The organism is Thermomonas sp. (assembly GCF_041919455.1).
Taxonomy (GTDB): Bacteria; Pseudomonadota; Gammaproteobacteria; order Xanthomonadales; family Xanthomonadaceae; genus Thermomonas.
Genome location: NZ_JAYRTQ010000003.1, coordinates 46,900 through 69,996, shown reverse-complemented (window position 1 = coordinate 69,996; position 23,097 = coordinate 46,900). Strand labels below are relative to the sequence as shown.

General features: G+C 66.9%; 22 protein-coding genes. 16 read left to right on the top strand and 6 right to left on the bottom strand.

The genetic code is table 11. The annotated features are described in order from the left end of the window. Nucleotides 1–114: 114 nt before the first annotated feature. The 3 genes from rpsR to ACE3T8_RS02535 form a co-directional block, all read right to left on the bottom strand. Nucleotides 115–345, bottom strand: coding sequence for a 30S ribosomal protein S18 (gene rpsR, locus ACE3T8_RS02545; protein WP_139714952.1), 231 nt, complete (start codon nt 343–345; stop codon nt 115–117). 12 nt (nt 346–357) lie between these two features. Continuing rightward, nucleotides 358–780, bottom strand: coding sequence for a 30S ribosomal protein S6 (gene rpsF / locus ACE3T8_RS02540; protein ID WP_374606553.1), 423 nt, complete (start codon nt 778–780; stop codon nt 358–360). Between the two features lie 259 nt (nt 781–1,039). After that, nucleotides 1,040–1,393 carry a HesB/IscA family protein gene (locus tag ACE3T8_RS02535; protein WP_374606552.1) on the bottom strand — a complete coding sequence of 118 codons (354 nt, stop codon included), beginning with the start codon at nt 1,391–1,393 and terminating at the stop codon, nt 1,040–1,042. Between the two features lie 63 nt (nt 1,394–1,456). Here ACE3T8_RS02535 and asnS point away from each other — a divergent pair, with 63 nt between their 5' ends. The 16 genes from asnS (at nt 1,457) to ACE3T8_RS02455 (ending at nt 16,178) form a co-directional block, all read left to right on the top strand. After that, nucleotides 1,457–2,857 carry an asparagine--tRNA ligase gene (gene asnS / locus ACE3T8_RS02530; RefSeq protein WP_374606550.1) on the top strand — a complete coding sequence of 467 codons (1,401 nt, stop codon included), beginning with the start codon at nt 1,457–1,459 and terminating at the stop codon, nt 2,855–2,857. A gap of 4 nt (nt 2,858–2,861) precedes the next feature. Further along, nucleotides 2,862–3,179 carry a hypothetical protein gene (locus ACE3T8_RS02525; protein ID WP_374606549.1) on the top strand — a complete coding sequence of 106 codons (318 nt, stop codon included), beginning with the start codon at nt 2,862–2,864 and terminating at the stop codon, nt 3,177–3,179. Beyond that, a complete protein-coding gene (locus ACE3T8_RS02520; RefSeq protein ID WP_374606547.1) occupies nt 3,176–3,499 on the top strand; it encodes a hypothetical protein in 324 nt (107 codons plus the stop codon). The genes ACE3T8_RS02525 and ACE3T8_RS02520 overlap by 4 nt, the downstream gene beginning before the upstream one ends. Before the next feature lie 5 nt (nt 3,500–3,504). Next, the gene (locus ACE3T8_RS02515) at nt 3,505–4,125 is read left to right on the top strand and encodes an FMN-binding negative transcriptional regulator (RefSeq protein WP_374606546.1); all 621 of its coding nucleotides are present in this window, start codon (nt 3,505–3,507) and stop codon (nt 4,123–4,125) included. Nucleotides 4,126–4,138: 13 nt separating this feature from the next. Next, nucleotides 4,139–4,924, top strand: coding sequence for an SDR family oxidoreductase (locus tag ACE3T8_RS02510; protein ID WP_374606545.1), 786 nt, complete (start codon nt 4,139–4,141; stop codon nt 4,922–4,924). 48 nt (nt 4,925–4,972) lie between these two features. Next, nucleotides 4,973–6,397, top strand: coding sequence for an aldehyde dehydrogenase (locus ACE3T8_RS02505; protein ID WP_374606543.1), 1,425 nt, complete (start codon nt 4,973–4,975; stop codon nt 6,395–6,397). Between the two features lie 13 nt (nt 6,398–6,410). Then, nucleotides 6,411–7,073 (top strand): carbonate dehydratase, encoded by a 663-nt coding sequence (can, locus tag ACE3T8_RS02500; protein WP_374606542.1) that lies wholly within the window; start codon nt 6,411–6,413, stop codon nt 7,071–7,073. Beyond that, the gene (locus ACE3T8_RS02495) at nt 7,073–7,513 is read left to right on the top strand and encodes a RidA family protein (protein ID WP_374606540.1); all 441 of its coding nucleotides are present in this window, start codon (nt 7,073–7,075) and stop codon (nt 7,511–7,513) included. Before can ends, ACE3T8_RS02495 begins: the two co-directional genes overlap by 1 nt. A gap of 1 nt (nt 7,514) precedes the next feature. Next, on the top strand, nt 7,515–8,078 hold the full coding sequence (locus ACE3T8_RS02490) for a 3-hydroxyanthranilate 3,4-dioxygenase (RefSeq protein ID WP_374606538.1): 564 nt from the start codon (nt 7,515–7,517) through the stop codon (nt 8,076–8,078). Beyond that, nucleotides 8,078–9,103, top strand: coding sequence for an amidohydrolase family protein (locus ACE3T8_RS02485; protein ID WP_374606536.1), 1,026 nt, complete (start codon nt 8,078–8,080; stop codon nt 9,101–9,103). The genes ACE3T8_RS02490 and ACE3T8_RS02485 overlap by 1 nt, the downstream gene beginning before the upstream one ends. Further along, complete coding sequence (gene kynU / locus ACE3T8_RS02480; RefSeq protein ID WP_374606535.1) at nt 9,100–10,389, top strand: kynureninase; 1,290 nt, start codon at nt 9,100–9,102, stop codon at nt 10,387–10,389. Before ACE3T8_RS02485 ends, kynU begins: the two co-directional genes overlap by 4 nt. Beyond that, nucleotides 10,379–11,731, top strand: a complete 1,353-nt coding sequence (locus ACE3T8_RS02475) for an FAD-dependent oxidoreductase (protein ID WP_374606533.1) — start codon at nt 10,379–10,381, stop codon at nt 11,729–11,731. Before kynU ends, ACE3T8_RS02475 begins: the two co-directional genes overlap by 11 nt. 175 nt (nt 11,732–11,906) lie before the next feature. Next, a complete protein-coding gene (gene sbcB, locus ACE3T8_RS02470; RefSeq protein ID WP_374606531.1) occupies nt 11,907–13,352 on the top strand; it encodes an exodeoxyribonuclease I in 1,446 nt (481 codons plus the stop codon). A 141-nt stretch (nt 13,353–13,493) separates the two neighbouring features. Further along, nucleotides 13,494–14,360 (top strand): hypothetical protein, encoded by an 867-nt coding sequence (locus ACE3T8_RS02465; RefSeq protein ID WP_374606530.1) that lies wholly within the window; start codon nt 13,494–13,496, stop codon nt 14,358–14,360. Nucleotides 14,361–14,371: 11 nt separating this feature from the next. Continuing rightward, entirely contained in the window at nt 14,372–15,553 is a 1,182-nt protein-coding gene (locus ACE3T8_RS02460; protein WP_374606528.1) for a DUF4785 domain-containing protein, read from the top strand. A gap of 82 nt (nt 15,554–15,635) precedes the next feature. Further along, the gene (locus ACE3T8_RS02455) at nt 15,636–16,178 is read left to right on the top strand and encodes a DUF2939 domain-containing protein (protein ID WP_374606527.1); all 543 of its coding nucleotides are present in this window, start codon (nt 15,636–15,638) and stop codon (nt 16,176–16,178) included. 14 nt (nt 16,179–16,192) lie between these two features. Here the strand turns inward: ACE3T8_RS02455 and ACE3T8_RS02450 are convergent, their stop codons facing one another. The 3 genes from ACE3T8_RS02450 to ACE3T8_RS02440 all read right to left on the bottom strand — a co-directional run bounded on the left by ACE3T8_RS02450 (nt 16,193) and on the right by ACE3T8_RS02440 (nt 23,045). After that, nucleotides 16,193–17,104 carry a 5'-nucleotidase gene (locus ACE3T8_RS02450; protein ID WP_374606525.1) on the bottom strand — a complete coding sequence of 304 codons (912 nt, stop codon included), beginning with the start codon at nt 17,102–17,104 and terminating at the stop codon, nt 16,193–16,195. Nucleotides 17,105–17,248: 144 nt separating this feature from the next. After that, nucleotides 17,249–18,016: an NAD kinase gene (locus ACE3T8_RS02445; protein ID WP_374606523.1), complete on the bottom strand. Its 768-nt coding sequence runs from the start codon at nt 18,014–18,016 to the stop codon at nt 17,249–17,251. Between the two features lie 82 nt (nt 18,017–18,098). Continuing rightward, on the bottom strand, nt 18,099–23,045 hold the full coding sequence (locus ACE3T8_RS02440) for an NAD-glutamate dehydrogenase (RefSeq protein WP_374606522.1): 4,947 nt from the start codon (nt 23,043–23,045) through the stop codon (nt 18,099–18,101). Between the last annotated feature and the right edge of the window lie 52 nt (nt 23,046–23,097).

Sequence of the window (23,097 nt, the reverse complement as noted above, 5' to 3'; positions counted from 1 at the left end):
AGCCAGCGATGGGCTGGCTAGGCGCGGGCCGGTGAGCAAACCGCAGTTGGCATAAGCCAATGAGGATTTGCGAAACCGGCCCGGCAACGACGCCAGACCGAGCTGGCGCAGCAATCAGACGTTGTGGTTGTCGGTGTAGGGGATCAGCGCCAGGAAACGCGCGCGCTTGACGGCCGACTGCAGCTGGCGCTGGTACTTCGACTTGGTGCCGGTGATGCGGCTCGGCACGATCTTGCCGGTCTCGGTCAGGTACTGGCGCAGGGTGTTGAGATCCTTGTAGTCGATCTCGGTCACGCCTTCGGCGGTGAACTTGCAGAACTTGCGGCGGCGGAAGAACTTGGACATGGGTATGGCTCCTTAAGCGGCTTCGGCGGATTCGGAATCGCCAGTGCCCACGGCACTGTCGCTCTCGTCGTCACGGCGGCGGCGCTCGCCACGCTCGGGCTTGTCGCCCTTCTCGTCCTTGTTCTTCATGATCAGGGACTGCTCGGTCACCGCGTCGTCGCGGCGCATCACCAGGTGGCGCAGCACGGCGTCGTTGAAGCGGAAGCCGTCGACCAGTTCGTCAAGGACAGCCTGCTCGGCTTCGATGTTGAACAGCACGTAGTGGGCCTTGACCAGGTTGTTGATCGGGTAGGCCAACTGGCGGCGGCCCCAGTCTTCCAGGCGGTGGATGGTGCCGTTGCCGGCTTCGATCGAGCTCTTGTAGCGCTCGATCATGGCAGGCACCTGCTCGCTCTGGTCCGGGTGGACCAGGAACACGATTTCGTAATGACGCATGGTCGTTTCCTTGTGGATATCGGGCGGCGGGATGCCGGCCGAAGCCCTCGGCCACCGTGATCACGGCGCGTTCGGGCAAGAGCTCCCGCGAACGGGAGCCGCAAAGTATGGCAGATTCAATGACTTGGGCGCAAATCCTGCGCCTTTGGCGTTGTTTGCGACCACGAAGCCATCCTTGGCGATACAGACGTCGGCTTCGGATCACCCGGCCCGGCCATCCTTGGCCGGGCGTTCGCCAAGGCAGCGCGGCGGTGCCGCGCTAAGCGCGCCTCAGCTCACCCTTGTCGGCGCCCGTCGTGAACGATTCCCCGCAGCCGCACTCGCCGGCGACATTGGGATTGCGGAACACGAACTGCTCGTTCAGGCCCTGCTTGATGAAGTCGATCACGGTGCCGTCCACCAGCGGCAGGCTGTCGGCATCCACGTGGATGCCGATGCCGTCGGCATCGAACACGGTGTCGCCAAGCGCCAGGCTGCGGGCCATGTCGACCTTGTAGCCCCAGCCGGAACAGCCGGTGCGGGCCACGCCGAAACGCAGGCCCAGCGCGGCCGGATCGGCGTCGAGGTAGCCGCGGATGCGGGCGCGGGCGGATTCGGTAAGGGTGATGGCCATGGAAGGATTGTAGCTCCGGTAAACTGCCCGGCCTATTTCGATGCTGCAACGCAGGATTTCAAGATGACGACGATCTCCGTGGCCCAGGCGCTCGCCGGGCGCGTGCCGGAAGGCGGCCAGGTGACCGTGCGCGGCTGGGTGCGCACCCGCCGCGACTCCAAGGCCGGCCTGAGCTTCGTCAACGTGAGTGACGGGTCCTGCTTCGCGCCGATCCAAGTCGTGGCGCCGGACACCCTGGCCAACTACGAGTCCGAGGTGAAGCACCTCACCACCAGTTGCGCGGTCATCTGCACCGGCACCCTGGTGAAGTCGCAGGGCCAGGGGCAGAGCTACGAGATCCAGGCCTCCGGCATTGAAGTCGCCGGCTGGGTGGAAGATCCGCTCACCTACCCCATGCAACCCAAGCAGCATTCGCTGGAATACCTGCGCGAATTCGCCCACCTGCGCCCGCGGACCAACCTGTTCGGCGCGGTGACGCGCATCCGCCACTGCCTGTCGCAGGCGGTGCACCGCTTCTTCCACGAGCGCCAGTTCTACTGGATCAGCACGCCGATCATCACCACCTCCGATGCCGAAGGCGCGGGCCAGATGTTCCGCGTCTCCACCCTGGACATGGCCAACCTGCCGCGCGACGGCAAGGGCAACGTGGACTTCAGCCGCGACTTCTTCGGCAAGGAGACCTTCCTGACCGTGAGCGGCCAGCTCAACGTGGAGGCCTACTGCCTGGCGCTGAGCAAGGTCTACACGTTCGGCCCGACCTTCCGCGCCGAGAACAGCAACACCACGCGCCACCTGGCCGAGTTCTGGATGATCGAACCGGAGATCGCCTTCGCCGACCTCAACGACGACGCCAACCTGGCCGAGGACTTCCTCAAGTACCTGTTCCGCGCGGTGCTGGACGAACGCGGCGACGACCTCGCCTTCATCGCCGAGCGCGTCGACAAGACCGCGATCACCCGCCTGGAAAGCTTCATCAACGCGCCGTTCGAGCGGATCGACTACAGCGACGCGATCACCCTGCTGCAACAGTCCGGCAAGAAGTTCGACTTCCCGGTCGAATGGGGCCTGGACCTGCAGACCGAGCACGAGCGCTGGCTGACCGAGGAACACGTGGGCCGCCCGGTCGTGGTCATGAATTACCCGGAGCAGATCAAGGCCTTCTACATGCGCCTGAACGACGACGGCCGCACCGTCGCCGCGATGGACGTGCTGGCACCCGGCATCGGCGAGATCATCGGCGGCAGCCAGCGCGAGGAGCGCCTGGACATCCTCGACGCACGCATGGGCCAGTTCGGCCTGGATCCGGCGCACTACGGCTGGTACCGCGATTTCCGCCGCTACGGCACGGTCCCGCACGCCGGTTTCGGCCTGGGCTTCGAGCGCCTGGTGGTCTACGTCTGCGGGCTTGCCAACATCCGCGACGCCATCGCCTACCCGCGCGCGCCGGGCACCGCGGAGTTCTGATTACGTGGATGCCGACTTCGTCCTGTTCCTCGCGCTCACAGCCTTCGCCATCGCGATCGCCGGCGCCACCGCGTTCGTGATCTTCTGGCCGCTGGCGCTGGTGCACATCCGCGACCGTCATCCGCAGATCACCGCGCGACTTGGCGAAGGCGCGTTCCTGAAACCCAAAGCGCTGTGGTGGCTGCTGCGCGGTGACTACTACGCCACGCCGGACCGCAACCTGAGTGGGCTGGCCACGCCCTCGCGCATCTCGCTGCTGGTGATCCTCGCCGGCATCGCCATGGGCGGCCTGTTGTGGATCATCGGACAGGCCTTGGCATGAACGAGATCGACATGGACGGCACGAGACATGAAGGCTGGTGGCTGGCCTCGCTGGGCAACACCCTCGTCTGGGCACGCCTGCGCGAACGCGAGGCCGGTACCGCCGAGGTGTTCGACAGCGATGGCAATACGCTGGCCTACGACAGCCTGGACACCGCACGCGCCGCCTTGATGGATGCCGAGTTCGTGGAGTACGACGGGCTGGACGAATACGACGCGCTGGAACGCGGTTTCTCGCTGCACGAGGTCGCACCGCCGCAAGCGCGCGACGACGAGGCCTTGCGCGGACGCATGATCCAGCAACTCGGCAGCCGCGCCTGAGCGCGATGTACCAGCGGCGCGCCTTCATCGGCACCGATCCGGCGCAACTCGACGCCCTGTTTGCTGCCGACCCGTTCGTCACCCTCATCACCCGGGACGAGACCGGCGCGCCATTCGCCTCGCACCTGCCGGTGCTGTACCACCGCGACGGCGAGCTGGTACGCATCGAAGGCCACTGGGCGAAACCGAACCCGCAGGCCCGGCACGCCGGCGATGCGCTGCTGATCGTGCACGGCGCACATGCCTATGTGTCGCCGGGCTGGTACCCGGACAAGCACGAAGCCGGCCGCGTACCGACCTGGAACTACGCCGTGGCGCACCTGCGCGGCCAACTGCACACGTTCGACGACGAGTCCTCGCTCACCGACCTGGTCACGCGCCTCAGTGCGCATTTCGAGGCGAGCGTCGGCAGCGACTGGGAGTTCGACGCGACGGATCCACGCCAAAACGCGATGTTGCGCGGCATCGTCGGCTTTCGCTTCGTGCCGGATCGTGTCGACATCAAGCTCAAGTTGAGCCAGAACCATCCCTTGGCGAACCGGCAGGCAGTGATCGACGCACTCTCGTCGCAAGCCGCGGAGGACGCCCGCGCCGTCGCCGCACTGATGCGCACTACCCTGCCTTGAGGACCTGGACACGATGGAGCTGAACCTGATCGGCAAGCACGCCCTGGTCTGCGGCGGTTCCGAGGGCATTGGCCGCGCCACCGCGATCGAACTCGCCTCGCTCGGTGCCGACGTCACCCTGCTCGCTCGCCGCGAGGACGCCCTGCGCGAGGCCGTGGCCGCGCTGCCATCCAACAGCACGCAGCGCCACCGTTACCTGATCGCCGACGTGTCGCAAACGCAGGCGCTGGCCGATGCCGTTGCGGCACTCGTCGCGATCAATCCGGTGCACATCCTGGTCAACAACACCGGCGGCCCGCCCGGCGGCAGTGCGCATGGCGCGGAGATCGCGGCCTACCTCGACGCCTTCCACAAGCACCTCATCGCCAACCAGACCCTGCTGCAGGCCGTGCTGCCGGGCATGCGCGGCGCGCACTGGGGTCGCATCGTCAACGTGATCTCGACCTCGGTGTACGAGCCGATACCCAACCTCGGCGTGTCCAACACGATCCGCGGCGCGGTGGCGAGCTGGGCCAAGACCCTGTCGCGCGAACTCGGCGGGGACGGCATCACCGTCAACAATGTCCTGCCCGGCTACACCCGCACCCAACGCCTGGACCAGATCCTGGCCGATCGGAGCAGCGCGACCGGCAAGCCGCAGGACCAGATCGCCAGCGCGATGCTGGCCAGCGTCCCGGTCGGCCGCTTCGCCGAGGCCACGGAGGTCGGCGGCGTCATCGCCTTCCTGTGTACGCCGGCTGCGGCCTACGTCAATGGCCAGTCGATCGCGGTCGATGGCGGGCGCATGCAGTCGATCTGATCCGGCCGCGTGGTCGGCGATCCGGAGCTTTCGCTCTAAACTAGGCGCATGCATCGCGACCTGCACTGGATCGACGGCACGCCTGTCCCGCCCGCCAACGGACGATGGCTGGACGTGTTCGACCCCGCCACGCGCGAGGTTGCTGCGCGGGTGGCCGATGGCGACGCCTCCGATGTCGATGCCGCGGTTTCGGCCGCACAAGCTGCGTTTCCCGCATGGTCGGCGTTGCCGAACAGCGTCCGCGCGCGCTGGATGGAACGGCTCGCCGACGCCGTTGAGGCACGTCTCGACGAGTTCGCACGCATCGAAGCCGAGGATGGCGGCAAGCCGCTCGCCCTCGCCCACGACGCCGAGATCCCGCGTGCGATCAGCAACCTGCGCTTGTTCGCCCACGCAGCCACCCAGTTCTCCAGCGAATCCCACCACGGCGAGGCCGGCCTGAACTACACGCTGCGCCTGCCGCTGGGCGTGGTCGGCTGCATCAGCCCGTGGAACCTCCCCCTTTACCTGTTCACCTGGAAGATCGCGCCCGCGCTGGCCGCCGGCAATACCGTCATCGCCAAACCTTCCGAAGTCACCCCGCGCAGCGCGACTTTGCTGGCCGCGGTCGCCGCCGAGATCGACTTTCCGCGCGGCGTGCTGAACGTGGTCAATGGCCGTGGCCCGGAGGTCGGCGAAGCGATCGTCCGCCACCCTGCCATCAAGGCGATCAGTTTCACCGGCAGCAGCGCAGTCGGTCGCCGCATCGCCGGCATCACCGGGCCAATGCTGAAGAAGACGTCGCTGGAACTGGGCGGCAAGAACGCCACCCTGGTGTTCGCCGACAGCGATTGGCGCAAGCACCTCGACACCTTGGTGCGCAGCGCGTTCCAGAACAGCGGGCAGATCTGTTTGTGCGGTTCGCGCCTGCTGGTCGAGCGCGGCATCCTTGATGAATTCCGCGACGCCTTCGTCGAACGCGTGCAGGCATTGCGCATCGGCGACCCGCTGCAGGCCGGCGCACAATTCGGCCCGCTGGTCTCGCAGGCGCAGTTCGACAAGGTGCTGGCCTGCATCGAACGCGCCCGCGGCGAAGGCGGTCGCGTCCTCTGTGGCGGCGAGGCACTGGATCGTGCCGGCTGGTTCATCGCCCCGACCGTCATCGAAGGGCTCGGTCCGGAATGCGCGACCAATCGCGAGGAAATCTTCGGCCCGGTGGTCACGCTGCAGGCCTTCGATTCCGACGCCGACGCGCTGATGCTCGCGAACGCCAGCGACTACGGGTTATCGGCATCCGTGTTCACCAACGACCTCGGCCGCGCGCATCGCTTCGCCGCGCAACTGCGCGTGGGCATGGTCTGGATCAATACCTGGCTGATGCGCGACCTGCGCACGCCGTTCGGCGGCAGCGGCGCCTCCGGCCTGGGCCGCGAAGGCGGGCTGGAGGCCATGCGTTTCTTCACCGAGCCGCGCAACGTCGGCATCGCCCTCTGACACTGGAATCCGGATGAACCGACTCGACAACCTGCTGCGCAACAACCAGGCCTGGGCCGAGCGCGTCTCGCGCGAGGATCCGACGTTCTTCGAGCGCCTTTCGCGACAGCAGGCACCCAAGTACCTGTGGATCGGCTGTTCGGATTCGCGGGTGCCGGCGAACCAGGTGGTCGACCTCGCCCCTGGCGAAGTCTTCGTCCATCGCAACATCGCCAATGTCGTGGTGCATACCGATCTCAATTGCCTGTCGGTCATCCAGTTCGCGGTGGACGTGCTCAAGGTCGAGCACATCCTGGTGGTCGGGCACTACGGCTGCGGCGGCGTGCATGCGGCGCTGACCAATGCGCGCGTGGGCCTGGCCGACAACTGGATCCGCCACGTCGGCGACGTCTCGGCGAAACACGCGCAGCTGTTGCTCGATGCCGGTGACGAACCGCTGCAGCATGACCGCCTCTGCGAGCTCAACGCACTCGAACAGGTCGCCAACGTCTGCCAGACCACCATCGTCCGCGATGCCTGGGCGCGCGGGCAAACCTTGTCGGTGCATGGTTGGGTGTACACGCTGCGCGACGGCCGCGTGCACGACCTCGGCCTTAACGTGGCGGCGTCCGACCAGTTGGAACCACAGTTCGCCGCCGCGCTCGCCGCGATCAGCATCGACAAGGAAGATCGCTGATGTCGGGCGCGGACCAGGATCGTTCGATCCATGCCGATGCCGCGCCGAAAGCGGTCGGCAGCTATCCGCATGCGCGGTGGGTCGGCAACCTGCTGTTCCTGTCCGGCATCGGGCCGCGCAATCCGGCCGACAACACGATTCCCGGCAACGACTATTTCGCCGACGGCCGCCTGCGCAAGTACGACATCGAGGCACAGACGCGTGCGGTGTTTGCCAATGTGCGCGCGGTGCTGAAGGCCAGTGGTGCGGGTTGGGAGGATCTGGTCGACGTCACCGTCTACCTCACCGACATGGCCCGCGACTTCAAGACCTACAACGCACTCTGGGCGGAACATTTTCCCGATGCCGCCAGCGCGCCCTGCCGCACCACGCTGGGCATCACCGCGTTGCCCACGCCGATCGCGATCGAACTCAAGTGCATCGCGGTGCTGAAGGACTGACATGCTGCCGAACCCGATCAACCTGCAGGGCTGGATCGACGAGCATCGCCACCTGCTGAAGCCGCCGGTCGGCAACAAGTGCATCGTCGACGGCGACTACATCGTGATGATCGTCGGCGGCCCGAATGCGCGCACCGACTATCACTTCGAGGATGGCCCGGAGTGGTTCTATCAACTCGAGGGCGAGATGGTGCTGCGCATCCAGGAACATTTTGATGGAGAGCAGGGCGCAGCACGCGACATCCCGATTCGCGCCGGCGAAATGTTCTACCTGCCGCCGCATGTCCCGCATTCCCCGCAGCGCATGCCGGGCAGCATCGGCCTGGTGATCGAGCGCAAGCGCCTGGCGCACGAGGACGATGCGCTGATGTGGTTCTGCGTGGCCTGCAACCACAAGCTGTACGAGGAATTCTTCCACCTGGTCGACATCGAGCAGGATTTCTTCCGCGTGTTCGAGCGCTTCTATCGCGATGACGCGCTACGCACCTGCAAGCAATGTGGCACCCTCAACCCGCGCCCGACGCGTTACGAGATGGACGCGCAGACGCAGGCGGACATCACCTGATGCTCAAGATCGACACCCACGCGCACTACCTTCCGCGCGACTGGCCCGACCTGGCCGCGAAGTACGGCGACGCCCGCTTCCCGGTGATCCACCACGGCGACGACGGCCGCCACCGCATCTACAAGGACGGCAAGTTCTTCCGCGAGATCTGGCCGAAGACCTGGGACCCGCAGATCCGCATCGACGACTACGCCAGCTTCGGCGTGCAGGTGCAGGTACTGAGCACGGTGCCGGTGATGTTCAGCGAATGGGCCAAGCCGCACCAGGCGCTGGAACTGCACAAGGCGCTCAATGACCACATGGCGCAGACGTGCCGCGATTATCCGCGTCATTACGCCGGCATCGGCACGGTGCCGCTGCAGAGTCCGCAGCTCGCCATCCGCGAACTCGAACGCTGCATGGACGAGCTCGGCCTGCAGGGCGTGCAGATAGGCTCGCATCTCAACGGCCCGAACGACACGCACTGGAACCTGGACGCGCCGGAACTGTTCGAGTTCTTCGAAGCGGCCAGCGACCTCGGTGCGGCGATCCTCGTGCACCCCTGGGACATGATGGGCACCGACACCATGCCGAAATACTGGCTGCCGTGGCTGGTCGGGATGCCGGCGGAGCAATCGCGCGCGGCCTGCTGCCTCGTGTTCGGCGGCGTGCTGGAACGCCTGCCGAAACTGCGCGTGTGCATGGCGCATGGCGGCGGCAGTTTTCCGTACACCATCGGTCGCATCGAGCATGGCTTCAACATGCGCCCGGACCTGGTCGCCACCGACAATTTCCGCAACCCGCGCGAGTACCTGAAGCGCCTGTATTTCGATTCGTGGGTCGCCGATGACGCCGCGCTGCGCTACCTGCTGGAGGCATGCGGGATCGACCGGGTGATGCTGGGCACCGACTATCCCTTCCCGCTCGGCGAACAGGTGCCGGGCGAAGGCATCGAACGCCTGGCGCTGGACGAAGCGCAACGTGCACGCATCTACCATGGCACCGCGCTGGAATGGCTGGGCCTGCCTGCCTCGAGGTTTGCATGACCGAGATTTATTCCGACGCTTACGCGCAAGCGCGCGACGCCTTGGATCCGCTGCGCCACTTCCGCGACGAATTCCACCTGCCCCTGCACGACGGCGAACCGCAGGCGTACTTCGTCGGCAACTCGCTGGGCCTGCAGCCGAAGGGCGCGCGCGCGCATGTCGAGGAAGTCCTCGACAAATGGGCGACGCAGGCCGTGGAAGGCCACTTTACCGGCCAGGCGCAGTGGATGCCCTACCACGAACTGGTACGCGACCCGCTGGCGCGCGTGGTGGGCGCACAACCATCCGAAGTGGTGGCGATGAACTCGCTGACCGCCAACCTGCACCTGATGCTGGTCAGCTTCTATCGGCCAACCCGCGAACGCCCGGTGCTGTTGATGGAAGCCGGTGCGTTCCCGTCCGACCGCTATGCGCTGGAATCGCAATTGCGCGTCCACGGCTTCGACCCGGCCGATGCTCTCGTCGAGGTCGAGCCCGACGAAGCCGACGGCACCCTTTCGATGGCCGCCATCGAGCGCGCGATCAAGGAACACGGCCCGCGACTGGCATGCATCGTCTGGCCCGGCGTGCAATACCGCACCGGCCAGGCCTTCGACCTCAAGGAGATCGCCCGGCTTGGCCATGCGGCAGGCGCGATGGTCGGCTTCGACCTCGCACATGCGGTCGGCAACTTGCCCCTGCAATTGCACGACAGCGGCGCCGACTTCGCGGTCTGGTGCCATTACAAGTACATGAACTCCGGACCGGGCGCCGTCGCCGGTTGCTTCGTCCATGAACGGCATGCGCGTACCGACCGACCGCGCTTCGCAGGCTGGTGGGGCAACGACCAGCGCGTGCGTTTCAGGATGGGGCCGGAGTTCAACCCCACGCCCGGCGCGGATGGCTGGCAGTTGTCGAATCCGCCGATCCTCGGGCTGGCACCGCTGCGTGCCTCGCTGGACCAGTACGACCGCGCGACGATGCCGGCACTGCGGGCGAAGTCGGAATCGCTCACCGGTTACCTCGAAGCATTGATCGATGCCGACCTCCGCGATGTGCTCCAGGTCGTCACCCCGCGCGAGGCACCCCGGCGCGGTTGCCAGTTGTCGATCTGTGTCATCGGTGGCCGCAACATGTCTGATAGAAGCCTCGGGCGCGACCTGTTCGATTTCCTCGCATCCCGCGGTGTCCTCGGCGACTGGCGCGAACCCGACGTGATCCGCATCTCGCCGGTCCCGCTGTACAACACCCACGCCGATGTCCTGCGCTTCGCCAACACGGTGCGGGAGTGGCGCGATGACCGCTGAGGCGCGCGAGATCACCATCGTCGGTGGCGGCCTGGCCGGCGCCTTGCTCGCGATCCTGCTCGCCCAGCGCGGCTGGTCGGTCGATGTGTACGAACGCCGCGGCGATCCGCGCGTGCATGGCTACGCCGGCGGCCGCTCGATCAACCTCGCTCTGGCCGAACGCGGCCTGCATGCGCTGCGCCAGGCCGGTGCCGACGGCGCGGTGATGGCGCAGGCGGTGATGATGCGCGGCCGCTACGTGCATCCGCTGCAGGGTGAGCCCGGCCTGCAGCGCTACGGCCGCGACGACTCCGAGGTGATCTGGTCGATCAGCCGCGGCGAGATCAACATCGTGCTGCTCGACATCGCCGAATCGCATGGCGCGCGCCTGCATTTCGAGCATGGGCTGGCGTCGGTGGATTTCGTCGACAAGGTCGCGATGTTCAAGGGCGATGGCCACGAGACGCGCATCCCGTTCCGTGCGCTGGTCGGTGCCGATGGCGCCGGCTCCAGCCTGCGCGGCGAGATCGCCAGGGTGCTGCCGCTCGGCGAACGCACCGAATGGCTGGACCACGGCTACAAGGAACTGGAGATCCCGCCCACCAACGATGGCAGCTTCCGCATCGAAGCGAACGCGCTGCACATCTGGCCGCGCGGCCACTACATGTGCATCGCCCTGCCCAACGACGAGCGCACCTTCACGGTCACCCTGTTCATGCCGCATGCCGGCGAACACCCGAGCTTCGAGACCGTGCGCAGCGCGGACGAGGCGCAGGCCTTCTTCGAACGCGAATTCCCCGACGCGGTGCCGCTGATCCCCGAACTGCGCCATGATTACGAAGCGAACCCGGTCGGCACCTTGGGCACGCTGTACCTGGATCGCTGGCATCTGGAAGGCCGCGCCGTGCTGATCGGCGACGCCGCGCACGCGATGGTGCCGTTCCACGGCCAGGGCATGAACTGCGCGTTCGAGGATTGCGTGGCGCTGGCCGATCATCTCGAGTCATCGCCATCGTTGGCCGAGGCCTTCGCTGCCTTCGAGGCGCAGCGCAAGCCGGATGCCGAGGCGATCCAGCAGATGGCACTGGAAAACTACATCGAGATGCGCGACAAGGTGGACGATGCCGCGTTCCTGCTGCAACGCCAGCTCGAGCTCGCGCTGCAGGAGCGCCATCCCGGCCGCTTCGTGCCGCATTACGCGATGGTCAGCTTCATGCGCATTCCGTACTCGGTCGCCCTGCATCGCAGCGAGGTGCAGCGCGACATATTGGTCGACGCCACGCGCGGACTCGCTTCGCTGGATGACGTCGATTGGCAAGCTGCAGATGCTGCGGTGCTCGCGCATCTGAGCCCGATCGCCTGACGGGTGGCGCGCCGACGAGACCGTCGGGGGATTCGCACAGCCGCATTTCGAGCGGCGTCGCGAACCCACGACGCTAGGCGTCGGCGCATGCGTGACACCGCTCTTGCGGTCTGTCGCATCGCCATCGGCGGGAATTCCTACGGATCGCGGCTCAAGCCCCTCCTACAATGACGCCATGACCGCCAGTTTCCTGTTCTACGACCTCGAGACCTTCGGCGCCGATCCGCGCAAGACGCGCATCGCCCAGTTCGCCGCGATCCGCACCGATGCCGACCTCAACCAGGTCGACGAACCGGTCAGCTTCTTCGTGCAGCCTGCCAACGACCTGTTGCCCTCGCCTGTCGCCACCCTGATCACCGGGATCGCCCCGCAGGACGCCCTGCGCGACGGCGTCAACGAAGCCGAGGCCTTCGCCCGCATCGTCGAGGAAATGGGACGTCCCGAGACCTGCAGCCTCGGCTACAACTCCCTGCGCTTCGACGACGAATTCGTCCGCCATGGCCTGTACCGCAATTTCCACGATGCCTACGAGCGCGAATGGCGCGGCGGCAACTCGCGCTGGGACCTGCTGGACGCGTTGCGGCTGATGCATGCGTTGCGCCCGGACGGCATCGCGTGGCGGCCGCGCGAGGACGGCGGCGGCACCAGCTTCAAGCTGGAGCACCTGGCCGAGGACAATGGCCTGCGCATCGGCGACGCCCACGAGGCCTTGAGCGACGTGCGCGCGACGATCGGCCTGGCCCGCCTGTTCAAGCAGGCCCAGCCGCGGCTGTGGGACTACGCGCTGCGCCTGCGCGACAAGCGCTACGCCGCGTCGATGCTCGACGTGGTGGCAATGACGCCGGTGCTGCACGTGTCGCAGCGCTTCCCCGCGTCGCGGCTGTGCGCCGCGCCGGTGATCCCGCTGGCACGGCATCCGCAGATCGATTCGCAGGTGATCGTGTTCGACCTGGGCGAAGAACCCGATGGCCTGCTCGACTTCGACGCCGACGCCATCGCCGAACGCCTGTACATCCGTCAGGCCGACTTGCCGGAGGGCGAGCGACGCGTCCCGCTGAAGACGGTACATGCCAACAAATCGCCGGCGCTGGTCGCCTGGGATCATTTGCGCGATGCCGACTTCGCCCGGCTCGGCATCGACCGGGACGTCGCGCTGGCACGCGCGGCACGCATCCGCGCCGAGGGTCCGGCGATTGCCGAAAAGGTGCGCCGCGTATTCGCCCGCGAGCGCCCGTCCGATGACGTGGACGTCGATGCCGCGCTGTACGACGGCTTCATCGGCGACGGCGACAAGCGGCTGATCGCCCAGGTCCGCGGGACCCCGCCGCACTTGCTGGCGAAGGCGCAGTACGCGTTCCGCGATGCGCGCCTGCCGGAACTGCTGTTCCGCTATCGCGCGCGCAACTGGCCCGACAGCCTGTTGCCGGCGGAACGCACGCGCTGGGACGACTACCGTCGGCAGCGTCTGCTGGCCGACAACGGTTTGGCCGAGGCGAGCTACGAAGCCTTCAGCGTCGAGATCGCGCAACTGCGCATCGCACATTCCGAGGATCGCGCAAGGCTTGCGCTGCTGGATCGCCTGCAGGCCTGGGGCGACGGCATCGCGCAGACGCTGGAATAGGCCACTCCTGCCAAAACGTGACGGCTGTCGCAGTGCGTCATGACTTTCCCATACCGCTACGTATGCTCGACCCCGATGTCGGCGTGGGGGCGCTGCATCGCACCCGCCGCGGGCGACGCGGCTACAGACTGGGGAGAGTCCATGCGCAACCACGCATTCGGCGCGCTGTTGTCCTGCGCCGCGCTATTCGCTGCTTCAAACGCCAACGCAAACACCGGCGTCGCCTTCGTCCACGGCACCGGCAGCCAGACCAATGCCTACAACGACTACTGGCAGCCGAGGATGGTCAACAACGTCCGCAACGGGCTGGCCAATCCGGCCAACTATGTCGTCATCAACTGCGACTTCAACCAGTACATGTGGGACAGCCGCGCCGCCGGCTGCCTGGCCGGGCAACTGACCACCTTCATCAACGCCAAGGGCATCACCCGCCTGATCGTGATCACCCACTCCAACGGCGGAAATGTCGTCCGCTGGATCATGTCGAATCCGACCTACGACAGCCGCTATCCGAACATCATCAACAAGATCATCCGGGTCAACGCGCTCGCGCCGTCCTCCGCCGGCACCCCGCTGGCCGACGCCACCATCAACGGCAACGTCTTCGAAACCTCGCTTGGCTGGCTGCTGGGCTACAAGTCCGATGCTGTGCGCATGCAGCAGGTCAGCTGGATGGCGAGCTACAACGCCAACAACCTGTACGGCACCAGCGGCCGGCCGGCGTTGCCGAAACTGTTCCGCAGCGTGGTCGGCACCGATGTCGATTCCGCGATCTGGGATTCGGACAGTTACTGCGCCGGCTACGTGGAGAACGTCGGCTTGGAGACCACCCAGAACTGGCTCAACAGCTGCTCCGACGGTTTCCTCAACTGCAGCAGCCAGTCCGCCGCTGGCAGCGTCTGGTTCCAGGACAAGACCCGCATGGCCGGCAGCGAACCGCTGAGCCACAACCAGAGCCGGCGCGCCTGCTTCGGCCTGGACACCATCCTCCGCAACGACATGAAGTAAGGGCCACGACCATGCGCACATCGATCTTTCGTGTCGCGGCCCTGGCCGCATTCGCCACTACCTTCGTCGCCAGCATCGCCCATGCCGCGCAACCGCTGCTGCCTGCGGGCGCATCGGACCAGATTCCGCAACGGCTTGCCGTGCTGCCCGCGCCCGGCGGCGCGATCGAACGCAAGCCCGTGGCGTTTTCCTGGGCACTCGATCCGAACGAGGCCTTGTCGGATCCCGCGCCCTTCCTGGCCGAGAGCCGCGAATACTGGATGACGGTCGAAGCCGCCGAACTCCAGCGCGGCGTGCCCTTGCAGATGACCGCACCCGGCGCACTGATCCGCGTCAGTCCGGCCAAAGGCAGTGCGGGACTTCGCGCCAACGATTTTTCGGTCAATGCCGGCAGCCGCAAGATCGGCATAGCACAGGCGGCGGATGCCGAAACGCTGCGCAAGGCCGGCATGGACGCCAGCGCAGGCACTCAGGTGATCCGCCTCGGCGATGGCAGCGGCGCGGGTCGCCACCTCCTGCGCGCGGCGAATGCGCGAGGTCGCTACGTCGTGCATGTGTTCGAGCCCGCCAGCGACCGCGTGCTGTTCGCGCGCGCCGATCGCAACCATGCGTTGGCCGGCAGTCCGATGCGCGTTTCCATCGGCGCCACCGACGCCGGTCGCAACATCGGCGTCGCATCGCAGGCGCTGCTGGTCGCGCCGGATGGCAGCAGCCAACCGGTTGCGGTGCGCGATGCCTTGGGCGGAGGCCAGGAGGCGATCTTCACCGTGCCTGCCACCGCCAGCCAGGCCAAGGGGCTGTGGGAGCTGCAGGTGTTCGGCGATGTCGGCGACGTGCCGCGCGATGCCCGCACTGCCTTCGCGGTGGGGCAGCCGACTGCGCGCTTCGGCGGCATCTTCGGCGTGGATGCGGCGAACCTGCGGGTGTCGCTGCCGGTGGAAGCCGCTTCGCCGGGACGCTATGAAGCCCGCGGCACGCTCTACGCCACCGCGAAGGACGGCAGCCTGCGCCCGGTCTCGCAGGCGCATGCGGCCGCGTGGATGGAGGCGGGCGACGGCATGCTCGTCCTGCAGTTTGGCCGCGCGCATGTGCCAGCGGGTTATGGCGCACCATTCGAAGTGCGCCAGTTGGAGCTCAACGACCAGGGCCGGATCGCTCCGATCGAGTCGCGCGCGCGCGGCGCGCGCTTCTGATCGGTGCAATGCACGCGACGGCCGGGCTTGCCCGGCCGTCGTCGTTTGCGCAGGATGCAGGCACCCCGCAACGGATCCGCCAATGAACAAGAAGACCAAGTGGCTGCTCGCCATCGCGGCACTCATTCTGCTTGCCCTGCTCGCATTCGTGGCTGCGGGCCCGTGGCTGGCGATCAATGGCATCCGCAACGTGGTGGCCAGCGGCAACTATGGCGAGTTGTGGCGCTTCGTCGATTTCGACCGGTTACGCGAGAACGTGCGCCCGCAGATCCAGGAAAAAATCGCCCGCGGCATCCTGGAACGCACCGGCCCAGGCGGCAGCACGGATGCCCTGACCGGTGTCACCGATCTGATCTCGAAACCGGCGGTCGACGCGATGGTCTCCCCGGTCGGCGTCGCCACCCTGTTGCGCGGCAGCGCCCTGGTCAGGCAGGTGAGTGGCCAGAAGGATGCCGATGGCAAGGTGCGTGCGGTCGACCCACTGAAGGGCGCGAAAACCGGATACGTCTCGCCGTCGCTGTTCACCGCCACGGTCCAGAACGCAGAGGGGCAGCCGGTGGTGTTCGAGTTCCGTCGCACCGGACTGGCTTGGAAGCTCACCGGGATCGACCTGCCCGAGGATTGAGCAGCGGATCGGCGCTACTGCGCTTGCTCGTTGGCCACGCCGTGCGGCACATGCCCGGCAGCCACGTGCAGGCGTGCGGAATCGATGTTGTGCGGCGAATCGTCGAAGAAGATGTCGGCACCGAAGGCCTGCAGGAACGGCCCCTTGCCGCGCCCGCCGAGGAACAGCGCCTCGTCCAGCCGCACCTCCCATTCGCGCAGGGTACGGATCACCCGCTCGTGCGCAGGGGCCGAACGCGCCGTGACCAGCGCGGTGCGGATCGGCGATGACTCGCCACGCGGAAATGCCGCCTGCAGGTCGTGCAGGGCCGAGAGGAACCCGCGGAACGGTCCACCGCTCAGCGGCTCGCGCGCGCGTTCGCGCTCATGGCGGCCGAAGGCCTCCACGCCCTGCTCGCGCGACACCCGCTCGCTTTCGTCGCCGAAGATCACCGCATCGCCATCGAACGCGATCCGCAGTTGATCGTGTCGGGACTCGGGGGCCAGCGCCGGCAGGATCGTGGCCGCGGCCACGCCGGCTTCCAGCGCGCTGCGCACCGATTCCGGATTGGCCGACAGGAACAGCTGCGCGCCGAACGGCACGATGTAGGGCCATACCGGCGCACCGGAGGTGAACGTGGCGCGGCGGATGTCGAGTCCGTGATGCTGGATCGAATTGAACACGCGCAGGCCGGTGTCGGAGGAATTGCGCGACAGCAGGATCACCTCGACGCGTGGCGCGTCGGCAGGCGTCCCGTCGTTCAACGCCAGCAGCTTGCGCACCAGCGGGAACGCGATCCCCGGCTCCAGCACGTCGTCCTCGCGCTCGCGCTGGAATTCCGCGTAGGCCTTGACGCCCTCGGCCTCGAACAGGCCGTGGCTGTCCTCCATGTGGAACAGGGCCCGCGCGGTGATGGCGACGGTCAGGATGGCGACGGGTTCAGGCATGCGTGAAGTATGGCCGATGGTCGTCTCGCAGGCTGCGATGGCCACGTCACGCTGTAGCCCGGGTAAGCGAAGCGCACCCGGGGTGGATCGCACGTTGATTCCCGGGTGCGGCCATTGGCCTTACCCGGGCTACATCAGGCGGCTTCAGACCGTGAACTGCTCGATCATGATGCGCTCCTCGAGGTTGTGCTCGGGATCGAACAGCAGGGTCACGCTGCGCTCGCGCTGCTCGCGCACCAGCACCTCGATGACATCGCGGACTTCGTGCGAATCGGCGGTCGCGCTGACCGGCCGCTTGTGCGGATCCAGCACGCGGAAGCGCACTTCGGTGCCGGACTTGAGCACCGCGCCACGCCAGCGACGCGGGCGGAACGGCGCGATCGGGGTCAGCGCCATCACGTTGGCGCCCAACGGCAGGATCGGCCCGTTCGCGGAGAAGTTGTAGGCGGTGCTGCCGGCCGGCGTGGCCAGCATCACCCCGTCGCAGATCAATTCGTCCAGGCGCACGTCGCCGTTGAGTTCGATCGCCACGTGCGCTGCCTGCCGGGTCTGCCGCAGCAGCGAGACCTCGTTGTAGGCCAACGAACCCACGGTCGTCCCGGATTCGGTCTGCGCCAGCATCTCCAATGGATGCAGCACCGCGGGTTCGGCGCTGGCGATGCGTTCGCGCAAGTCCTCGGGCCGATGCTGGTTCATCAGGAACCCGACCGTGCCCAGCTTCATCCCGTACACCGGCTTGCCCAGTGCGCCATGCCGATGCAGCGTCTGCAGCATGAAGCCGTCGCCACCCAGGGCGACGATGACGTCCGCATCCTGCGGTGCGTGTTGCGGGTGCAACCCACTGAGGGCCATCAGCGCGGCCTGCGCCTCGTCGGCAGGGCTGGCAAGCAGGGCAAGTCGAAGCGTGCTCATGGGCCGAGCATACCGTCATGCGGTGACACCGGCGTAGTGCGTCGAGTCGATGCCGAACCGCCATCGACCCGACGCACCCGGATCACCCGCGACTGGCCAACTGCGCCAGGCGCTGAACCGCGACCGATGCGGTCGGATAGTCCAGCGACTTCTGCGCGGCCAGTTCGTTGAGCATGGCCAGGGTGAAGCGCAGGGTCTGGTCGTCGCGCGACATCCACGCGGCGACCTTGGCCTCGGCGTCCTTGCCCGGCATCGCCAGCGCCTGGTCGGTGAGCGTGCGCATCTGCGACAAGAGTTCATCGCGCAAGACCCCACGTGCCACCGCATGCCAACGGCCATCGACCTTCAGTGCGTCGATCTGTTCCTGCAGCCAGGGCTCTCGCAACGCATCGCCCAGGCGGAAATAGACCTTGGCCACTTCGACCGCGCGCAGCTTGCGCTCGCGCGCCAGCTCGATGATGTTCGGGCTGGCCTCCAGGTACGGCAGCGCGGCCAGCTGGTCGGCCAGCGCCGCAGGCACGCCACCATCGCGCCAGGCCTTGCGGCTGGCCTCATACGCTGGACGCTGCGACGCCGGCAGGATGCCTTCGCCGGCACGGATGTCGCGGAAGCCGTCGTGGAAACGCGCGACCGCGCTGGTGATGTCCGGGATCGCGCCGGGGCGCGACAGCAGCCAGCGGGTGAAGCTGCGCTGGAGCTCCCAGATCACCTGCAGGGCATCGATCTGCACCGATTCGGCGACCTTGCCGTCGAGCGCGTCGACCTGCGCCCACAGCTCGCGTGCATCCAGGGTTTCGCGGGTAATCGTGAACGCCTTCGCCACTTCGCCGGGCGAGCGGCCGCTGTCTTCCTGCATGCGCAGCAGGAAGGTGGCGCCCATCCGGTTGATCGTGGAATTGGTGACCGCAGTGGCGATGATTTCGCGCTTCAGGCGATGCTGCTGCATCGTCTTGGCGTACTTCGCCTGCAGCGGTTGCGGGAAATAGCGCTCAAGTTCCTTGGAGAGGTAGGCGTCCTCGGGGACGTCGGAGTCCAGCAACTGCTGGAATGCGACCAGCTTGGAGTACGACAGCAGCACCGACAGTTCCGGCCGGGTCAGGCCCTGTCCGCGCGCCTTGCGCTCGGCGAGTTCGGCATCGGTCGGCAGGAACTCGATCTGCCGGTCCAGCAGGCCCTGCGATTCTAGCGTGCGGATGAAGTGCTGCTTGGAGCCGAGCCGCGACACGCTCATCCGTTCCATCAGGCTGATCGCCTGGTTCTGGCGGTAGTTGTCGTTGAGCACCAGCTGCGCGACCTCGTCGGTCATCGACGCCAGCAAGGTGTTGCGGTCGGCCAGCTTGAGCTTCTTCTTCTGCACCTCGGCGTTGAGCAGGATCTTGATGTTCACCTCGTGGTCCGAAGTGTCCACGCCGGCGGAGTTGTCGATGAAGTCGGTGTTGAGCAGCACGCCGTGCAGCGCGGCCTCGATGCGACCAAGTTGGGTCAGGCCCAGGTTGCCGCCCTCGCCCACCATCTTGCAGCGCAGCTGTTCGCCATCCACGCGCAGGCCGTTGTTGGCGCGGTCGCCGACGTCCGCATTGTTCTCGCGGCTGGACTTCACGTAGGTGCCGATGCCGCCGTTCCACAGCAGGTCGACCGGTGCGCGCAGGATCGCGTTCATCAGCTCGTTCGGGCTCATCGCGGTCGCGTCGGACTCGATGCCCAGCGCCGCCTTCGCCTCGGCCGACAACGGGATCGACTTCGCGGAACGCGGGAACACGCCGCCGCCCTTGCCGATCAGCGCCTTGTCGTAATCCTCCCAGCTCGAGCGCGGCAGCTTGAACAGGCGTGCGCGCTCCTTGAAGGTCTTCGCGGCGTCCGGGTTGGGGTCGATGAAGATGTGGCGGTGGTCGAACGCGGCGACCAGGCGGATGTGCTTGCTCAGCAGCATGCCGTTGCCGAACACGTCGCCGGACATGTCGCCGATGCCGGTGCAAGTGAAGTCCTGCGTCTGGCAGTCGCGGCCAAGCGCACGGAAATGGCGCTTGACCGATTCCCATGCGCCGCGCGCGGTGATCCCCATGCCCTTGTGGTCGTAGCCAACCGAGCCGCCGGACGCGAACGCATCGTCCAGCCAGAAGCCATGCGCCTGGGCGATGCCGTTGGCGATGTCGGAGAACGTGGCAGTGCCCTTGTCGGCGGCGACCACCAGATACGGGTCATCGCCATCGTGGCGGACCACGCCGGCCGGCGGCAGCAGCTTGCCGTCGGCGGCCAGGTTGTCGGTCACGTCCAGCAGGCCGTTGATGAAACGCTTGTAGCAGGCCACGCCCTCGGCAAACCACGCATCGCGATCCAGCGCCAGGTTCGGCAACTGCTTGCAGATGAAGCCGCCCTTGCTGCCAACCGGCACGATCACGGTGTTCTTCACCATCTGCGCCTTGACCAGGCCCAGCACTTCGGTGCGGAAATCCTCGCGGCGATCCGACCAGCGCAGGCCGCCGCGCGCGACCGGACCGAAGCGCAAGTGAATGCCTTCGACGCGCGGGCCGCAGACCCAGATTTCGCGGTACGGACGCGGCTTCGGCAGGTCGGGCACCTTCGACGAATCGAGCTTGTAGCTGACGTAATCGGACGGGCCACCGTCCTTGCGCAGACCGTCCTTGTAGTCGATGTAGTAACTGGTGCGCAGGGTCGCGTCGATGACCCCGATGAAGCTGCGCAGGATGCGGTCCTCGTCGAGGCTGGACACACGGTCCATCAGTCCCAGCAGCGCGTTGCGCGCGGCGTCCACCTGCGCATTGCGACCCTTCGCGCGTGCCTCGACCACCGACTTCAGCGCGTTCATCGCGGCCTCGTCATCGGCGGACAGTGATTTCAACTGCGCACCGAAACGGCTCATGCCGCGCTTGATCTCGGCATCGCTTTCGCTGCCGGTGCGCGGATCGAAGCGCGCCTCGAACAGTTCCACCAGCAGGCGCGAAAGCAACGGGTAGCGCGCCAGGGTGGCTTCCATGTAGCTCTGCGAGAACGGCACGCCGACCTGCAACAGGTACTTGCAGTAACTGCGCAGCATCGCAACCTGCCGCCACGACAGCCCGGCGGTCAGGATCAGGCGGTTGAAGCCGTCGTTCTCGGCCTCGCCGCGCCACACGCGGGCGAACGCATCCTCGAAGTCCTCGTCGATCGCATCGACCTCGAGTTCGCCCTGCAGGGATTCGACCTCGAAGTCCTGGATGTAGGCCAGGCCGCTGGCGGCATCGACCTTGTACGGATGCTCGGAGATCACCCGCAGGCCCATGTTCTCCATCATCGGCAGCGCATCCGACAGCGGGATGTCGTCCAGCTGGCGATACAGCTTGAAGCGCAGCCCGCCGTCCTTGCGGCGCGAGCGATACAGCGACAGGCGCAGGTCGTCCGGCCCGGTCAACGCGGCCAGGTGTTCGACGTCGGTGGCGGCGATGCCGGGGCTGACTTCCTCGATGTAACCCGCGGGCAAGGCGCGGCCATAGCAGTCGGCCAGCTTCAGGCCGGCTTCCTCGCCATGCCGCTTGACCAGTTGCTCGCGCAGTTCGTCGCGCCAGTCGCGCACGATCGAGGCCAGCTTCGCTTCCAGCGCAGGCAGATCGACATCGACCGGCTCGTTGCCCTTCGGACGCACGATGATGTGCAGCTGGGCCAGCGGCGATTCGCCGATCTGCACGCTGGTGTCGACCTGCTCGCCGTCGAGCGCGCGCTTCAGCATCGCCTCGATCTTGTGCCGCACCTGGGTGCTCATGCGATCGCGCGGGATGTAGGCCAGCGCGGAGAAATAGCGGCCGTAGCGATCGCGGCGCAGGAACAGCTTGCTGCGCACGCGTTCCTGCAGGCCCAGGATGCCCATGCCGGTGCGGAACAGCTCCTCCTCGCTGGACTGGAACAGTTCCTCGCGCGGCAGGGTCTCCAGGATGTGGCGCAGGGCCTTGCCGCTGTGGCTGTTTGGATCCAGCCCGGACTGCTGCATCACGTATTCGTGGCGCTGGCGCACCACCGGGATGTCCCACGGCCTGCGGTTGTAGGCGCTGGAGGTGTACAGGCCGAGGAAACGCTGCTCGCTGGTCGGCCGGCCCTTGGCATCGAAGCCGAGCACGCCGATGTAGTCCATGTAGCCGGGGCGGTGCACGGTCGCGCGCGCATTGGTCTTGGTCAGGATCAGCGCATCGACCGATCCCGACTGCGGCATGTAGTGCGCGGCCAGCGACTTCAGCAGGCGCGGCTTGCCGCCGTCCTTGCCGCGCAGCAGGCCCATGCCGCTGTCTTCATCGGCCACGAGGACTTCGTCCTTGCCCTGCTTGGCGACCTTGTATTCGCGGTAACCGAGGAAGGTGAAATGGTCGTTCGCGGCCCAGCGCAGGAACTCCTGCGCCTCGCGCTTGCCCGCATCCGACAGCGGCAGCGTCCGCGTGCCGAGTTCCTCGGCGACTTCGCGCATGCGGTCCTGCATCGGTTCCCAGTCGGCGACGATGGCGCGGACATCTTCCAGTGCCTGCGCGAGGCGTGCCTTGATGGTGGCCATCGCCGCCTGCGACTGGCGGTCGATCTCCAGGTGCATCAGCGATTCGCGCTCGCCCTCGCCGATGGCGAGCAGCTTGCCGGCCTTGTCGCGCGTGAGGCGCATCACCGGGTGGCCAAGCACGTGCACGCCGATGCCCATCTCGGCCAGCGCCATGGTCACCGAATCCACCAGGAACGGCATGTCGTCGTTGGCGACCTGCACCACCGTGTGCGGCGACTCCCAACCCTCGGCCTTCAAGCTAGGGTTGAACAACTGGATGCTGGCCTTGCCGCGCTTGCGCGCGCGGACGAATTCCAGCATGTCGGCAGCCAGCTCGGCCCAGCCTTCGGCACCGTGTTGGGCGAATTCCTCGGCGTCCATCCGCTGGTAGAACGCGGTGGCGAAGGCGCGCGCCTCGGCCAGTTTTGCCTTGGCCACGCGCCGGGCCAGCGCGGCCAGGATCGGGTCGAGGTGGTTGGCGTGGGTCGCTGGGGTGGCGTCTTGTGTCTTGCTCATGGTCGCAATCGCTCCAAAGGCAGAAGGCCGCGCAAGGCGCGGCCAGCGTGTC

Bases quoted from the DNA above. Each gene is read 5' to 3' on its own strand.
- rpsR (WP_139714952.1), bottom strand. From the start codon at position 345: ATGTCCAAGTTCTTCCGCCGCCGCAAGTTCTGCAAGTTCACCGCCGAA.
- rpsF (WP_374606553.1), bottom strand. From the start codon at position 780: ATGCGTCATTACGAAATCGTGTTCCTGGTCCACCCGGACCAGAGCGAG.
- ACE3T8_RS02535 (WP_374606552.1), bottom strand. From the start codon at position 1,393: ATGGCCATCACCCTTACCGAATCCGCCCGCGCCCGCATCCGCGGCTAC.
- asnS (WP_374606550.1), top strand. From the start codon at position 1,457: ATGACGACGATCTCCGTGGCCCAGGCGCTCGCCGGGCGCGTGCCGGAA.
- ACE3T8_RS02520 (WP_374606547.1), top strand. From the start codon at position 3,176: ATGAACGAGATCGACATGGACGGCACGAGACATGAAGGCTGGTGGCTG.
- ACE3T8_RS02515 (WP_374606546.1), top strand. From the start codon at position 3,505: ATGTACCAGCGGCGCGCCTTCATCGGCACCGATCCGGCGCAACTCGAC.
- ACE3T8_RS02510 (WP_374606545.1), top strand. From the start codon at position 4,139: ATGGAGCTGAACCTGATCGGCAAGCACGCCCTGGTCTGCGGCGGTTCC.
- ACE3T8_RS02505 (WP_374606543.1), top strand. From the start codon at position 4,973: ATGCATCGCGACCTGCACTGGATCGACGGCACGCCTGTCCCGCCCGCC.
- can (WP_374606542.1), top strand. From the start codon at position 6,411: ATGAACCGACTCGACAACCTGCTGCGCAACAACCAGGCCTGGGCCGAG.
- ACE3T8_RS02495 (WP_374606540.1), top strand. From the start codon at position 7,073: ATGTCGGGCGCGGACCAGGATCGTTCGATCCATGCCGATGCCGCGCCG.
- ACE3T8_RS02490 (WP_374606538.1), top strand. From the start codon at position 7,515: ATGCTGCCGAACCCGATCAACCTGCAGGGCTGGATCGACGAGCATCGC.
- ACE3T8_RS02485 (WP_374606536.1), top strand. From the start codon at position 8,078: ATGCTCAAGATCGACACCCACGCGCACTACCTTCCGCGCGACTGGCCC.
- kynU (WP_374606535.1), top strand. From the start codon at position 9,100: ATGACCGAGATTTATTCCGACGCTTACGCGCAAGCGCGCGACGCCTTG.
- ACE3T8_RS02475 (WP_374606533.1), top strand. From the start codon at position 10,379: ATGACCGCTGAGGCGCGCGAGATCACCATCGTCGGTGGCGGCCTGGCC.
- sbcB (WP_374606531.1), top strand. From the start codon at position 11,907: ATGACCGCCAGTTTCCTGTTCTACGACCTCGAGACCTTCGGCGCCGAT.
- ACE3T8_RS02465 (WP_374606530.1), top strand. From the start codon at position 13,494: ATGCGCAACCACGCATTCGGCGCGCTGTTGTCCTGCGCCGCGCTATTC.
- ACE3T8_RS02460 (WP_374606528.1), top strand. From the start codon at position 14,372: ATGCGCACATCGATCTTTCGTGTCGCGGCCCTGGCCGCATTCGCCACT.
- ACE3T8_RS02455 (WP_374606527.1), top strand. From the start codon at position 15,636: ATGAACAAGAAGACCAAGTGGCTGCTCGCCATCGCGGCACTCATTCTG.
- ACE3T8_RS02450 (WP_374606525.1), bottom strand. From the start codon at position 17,104: ATGCCTGAACCCGTCGCCATCCTGACCGTCGCCATCACCGCGCGGGCC.
- ACE3T8_RS02445 (WP_374606523.1), bottom strand. From the start codon at position 18,016: ATGAGCACGCTTCGACTTGCCCTGCTTGCCAGCCCTGCCGACGAGGCG.
- ACE3T8_RS02440 (WP_374606522.1), bottom strand. From the start codon at position 23,045: ATGAGCAAGACACAAGACGCCACCCCAGCGACCCACGCCAACCACCTC.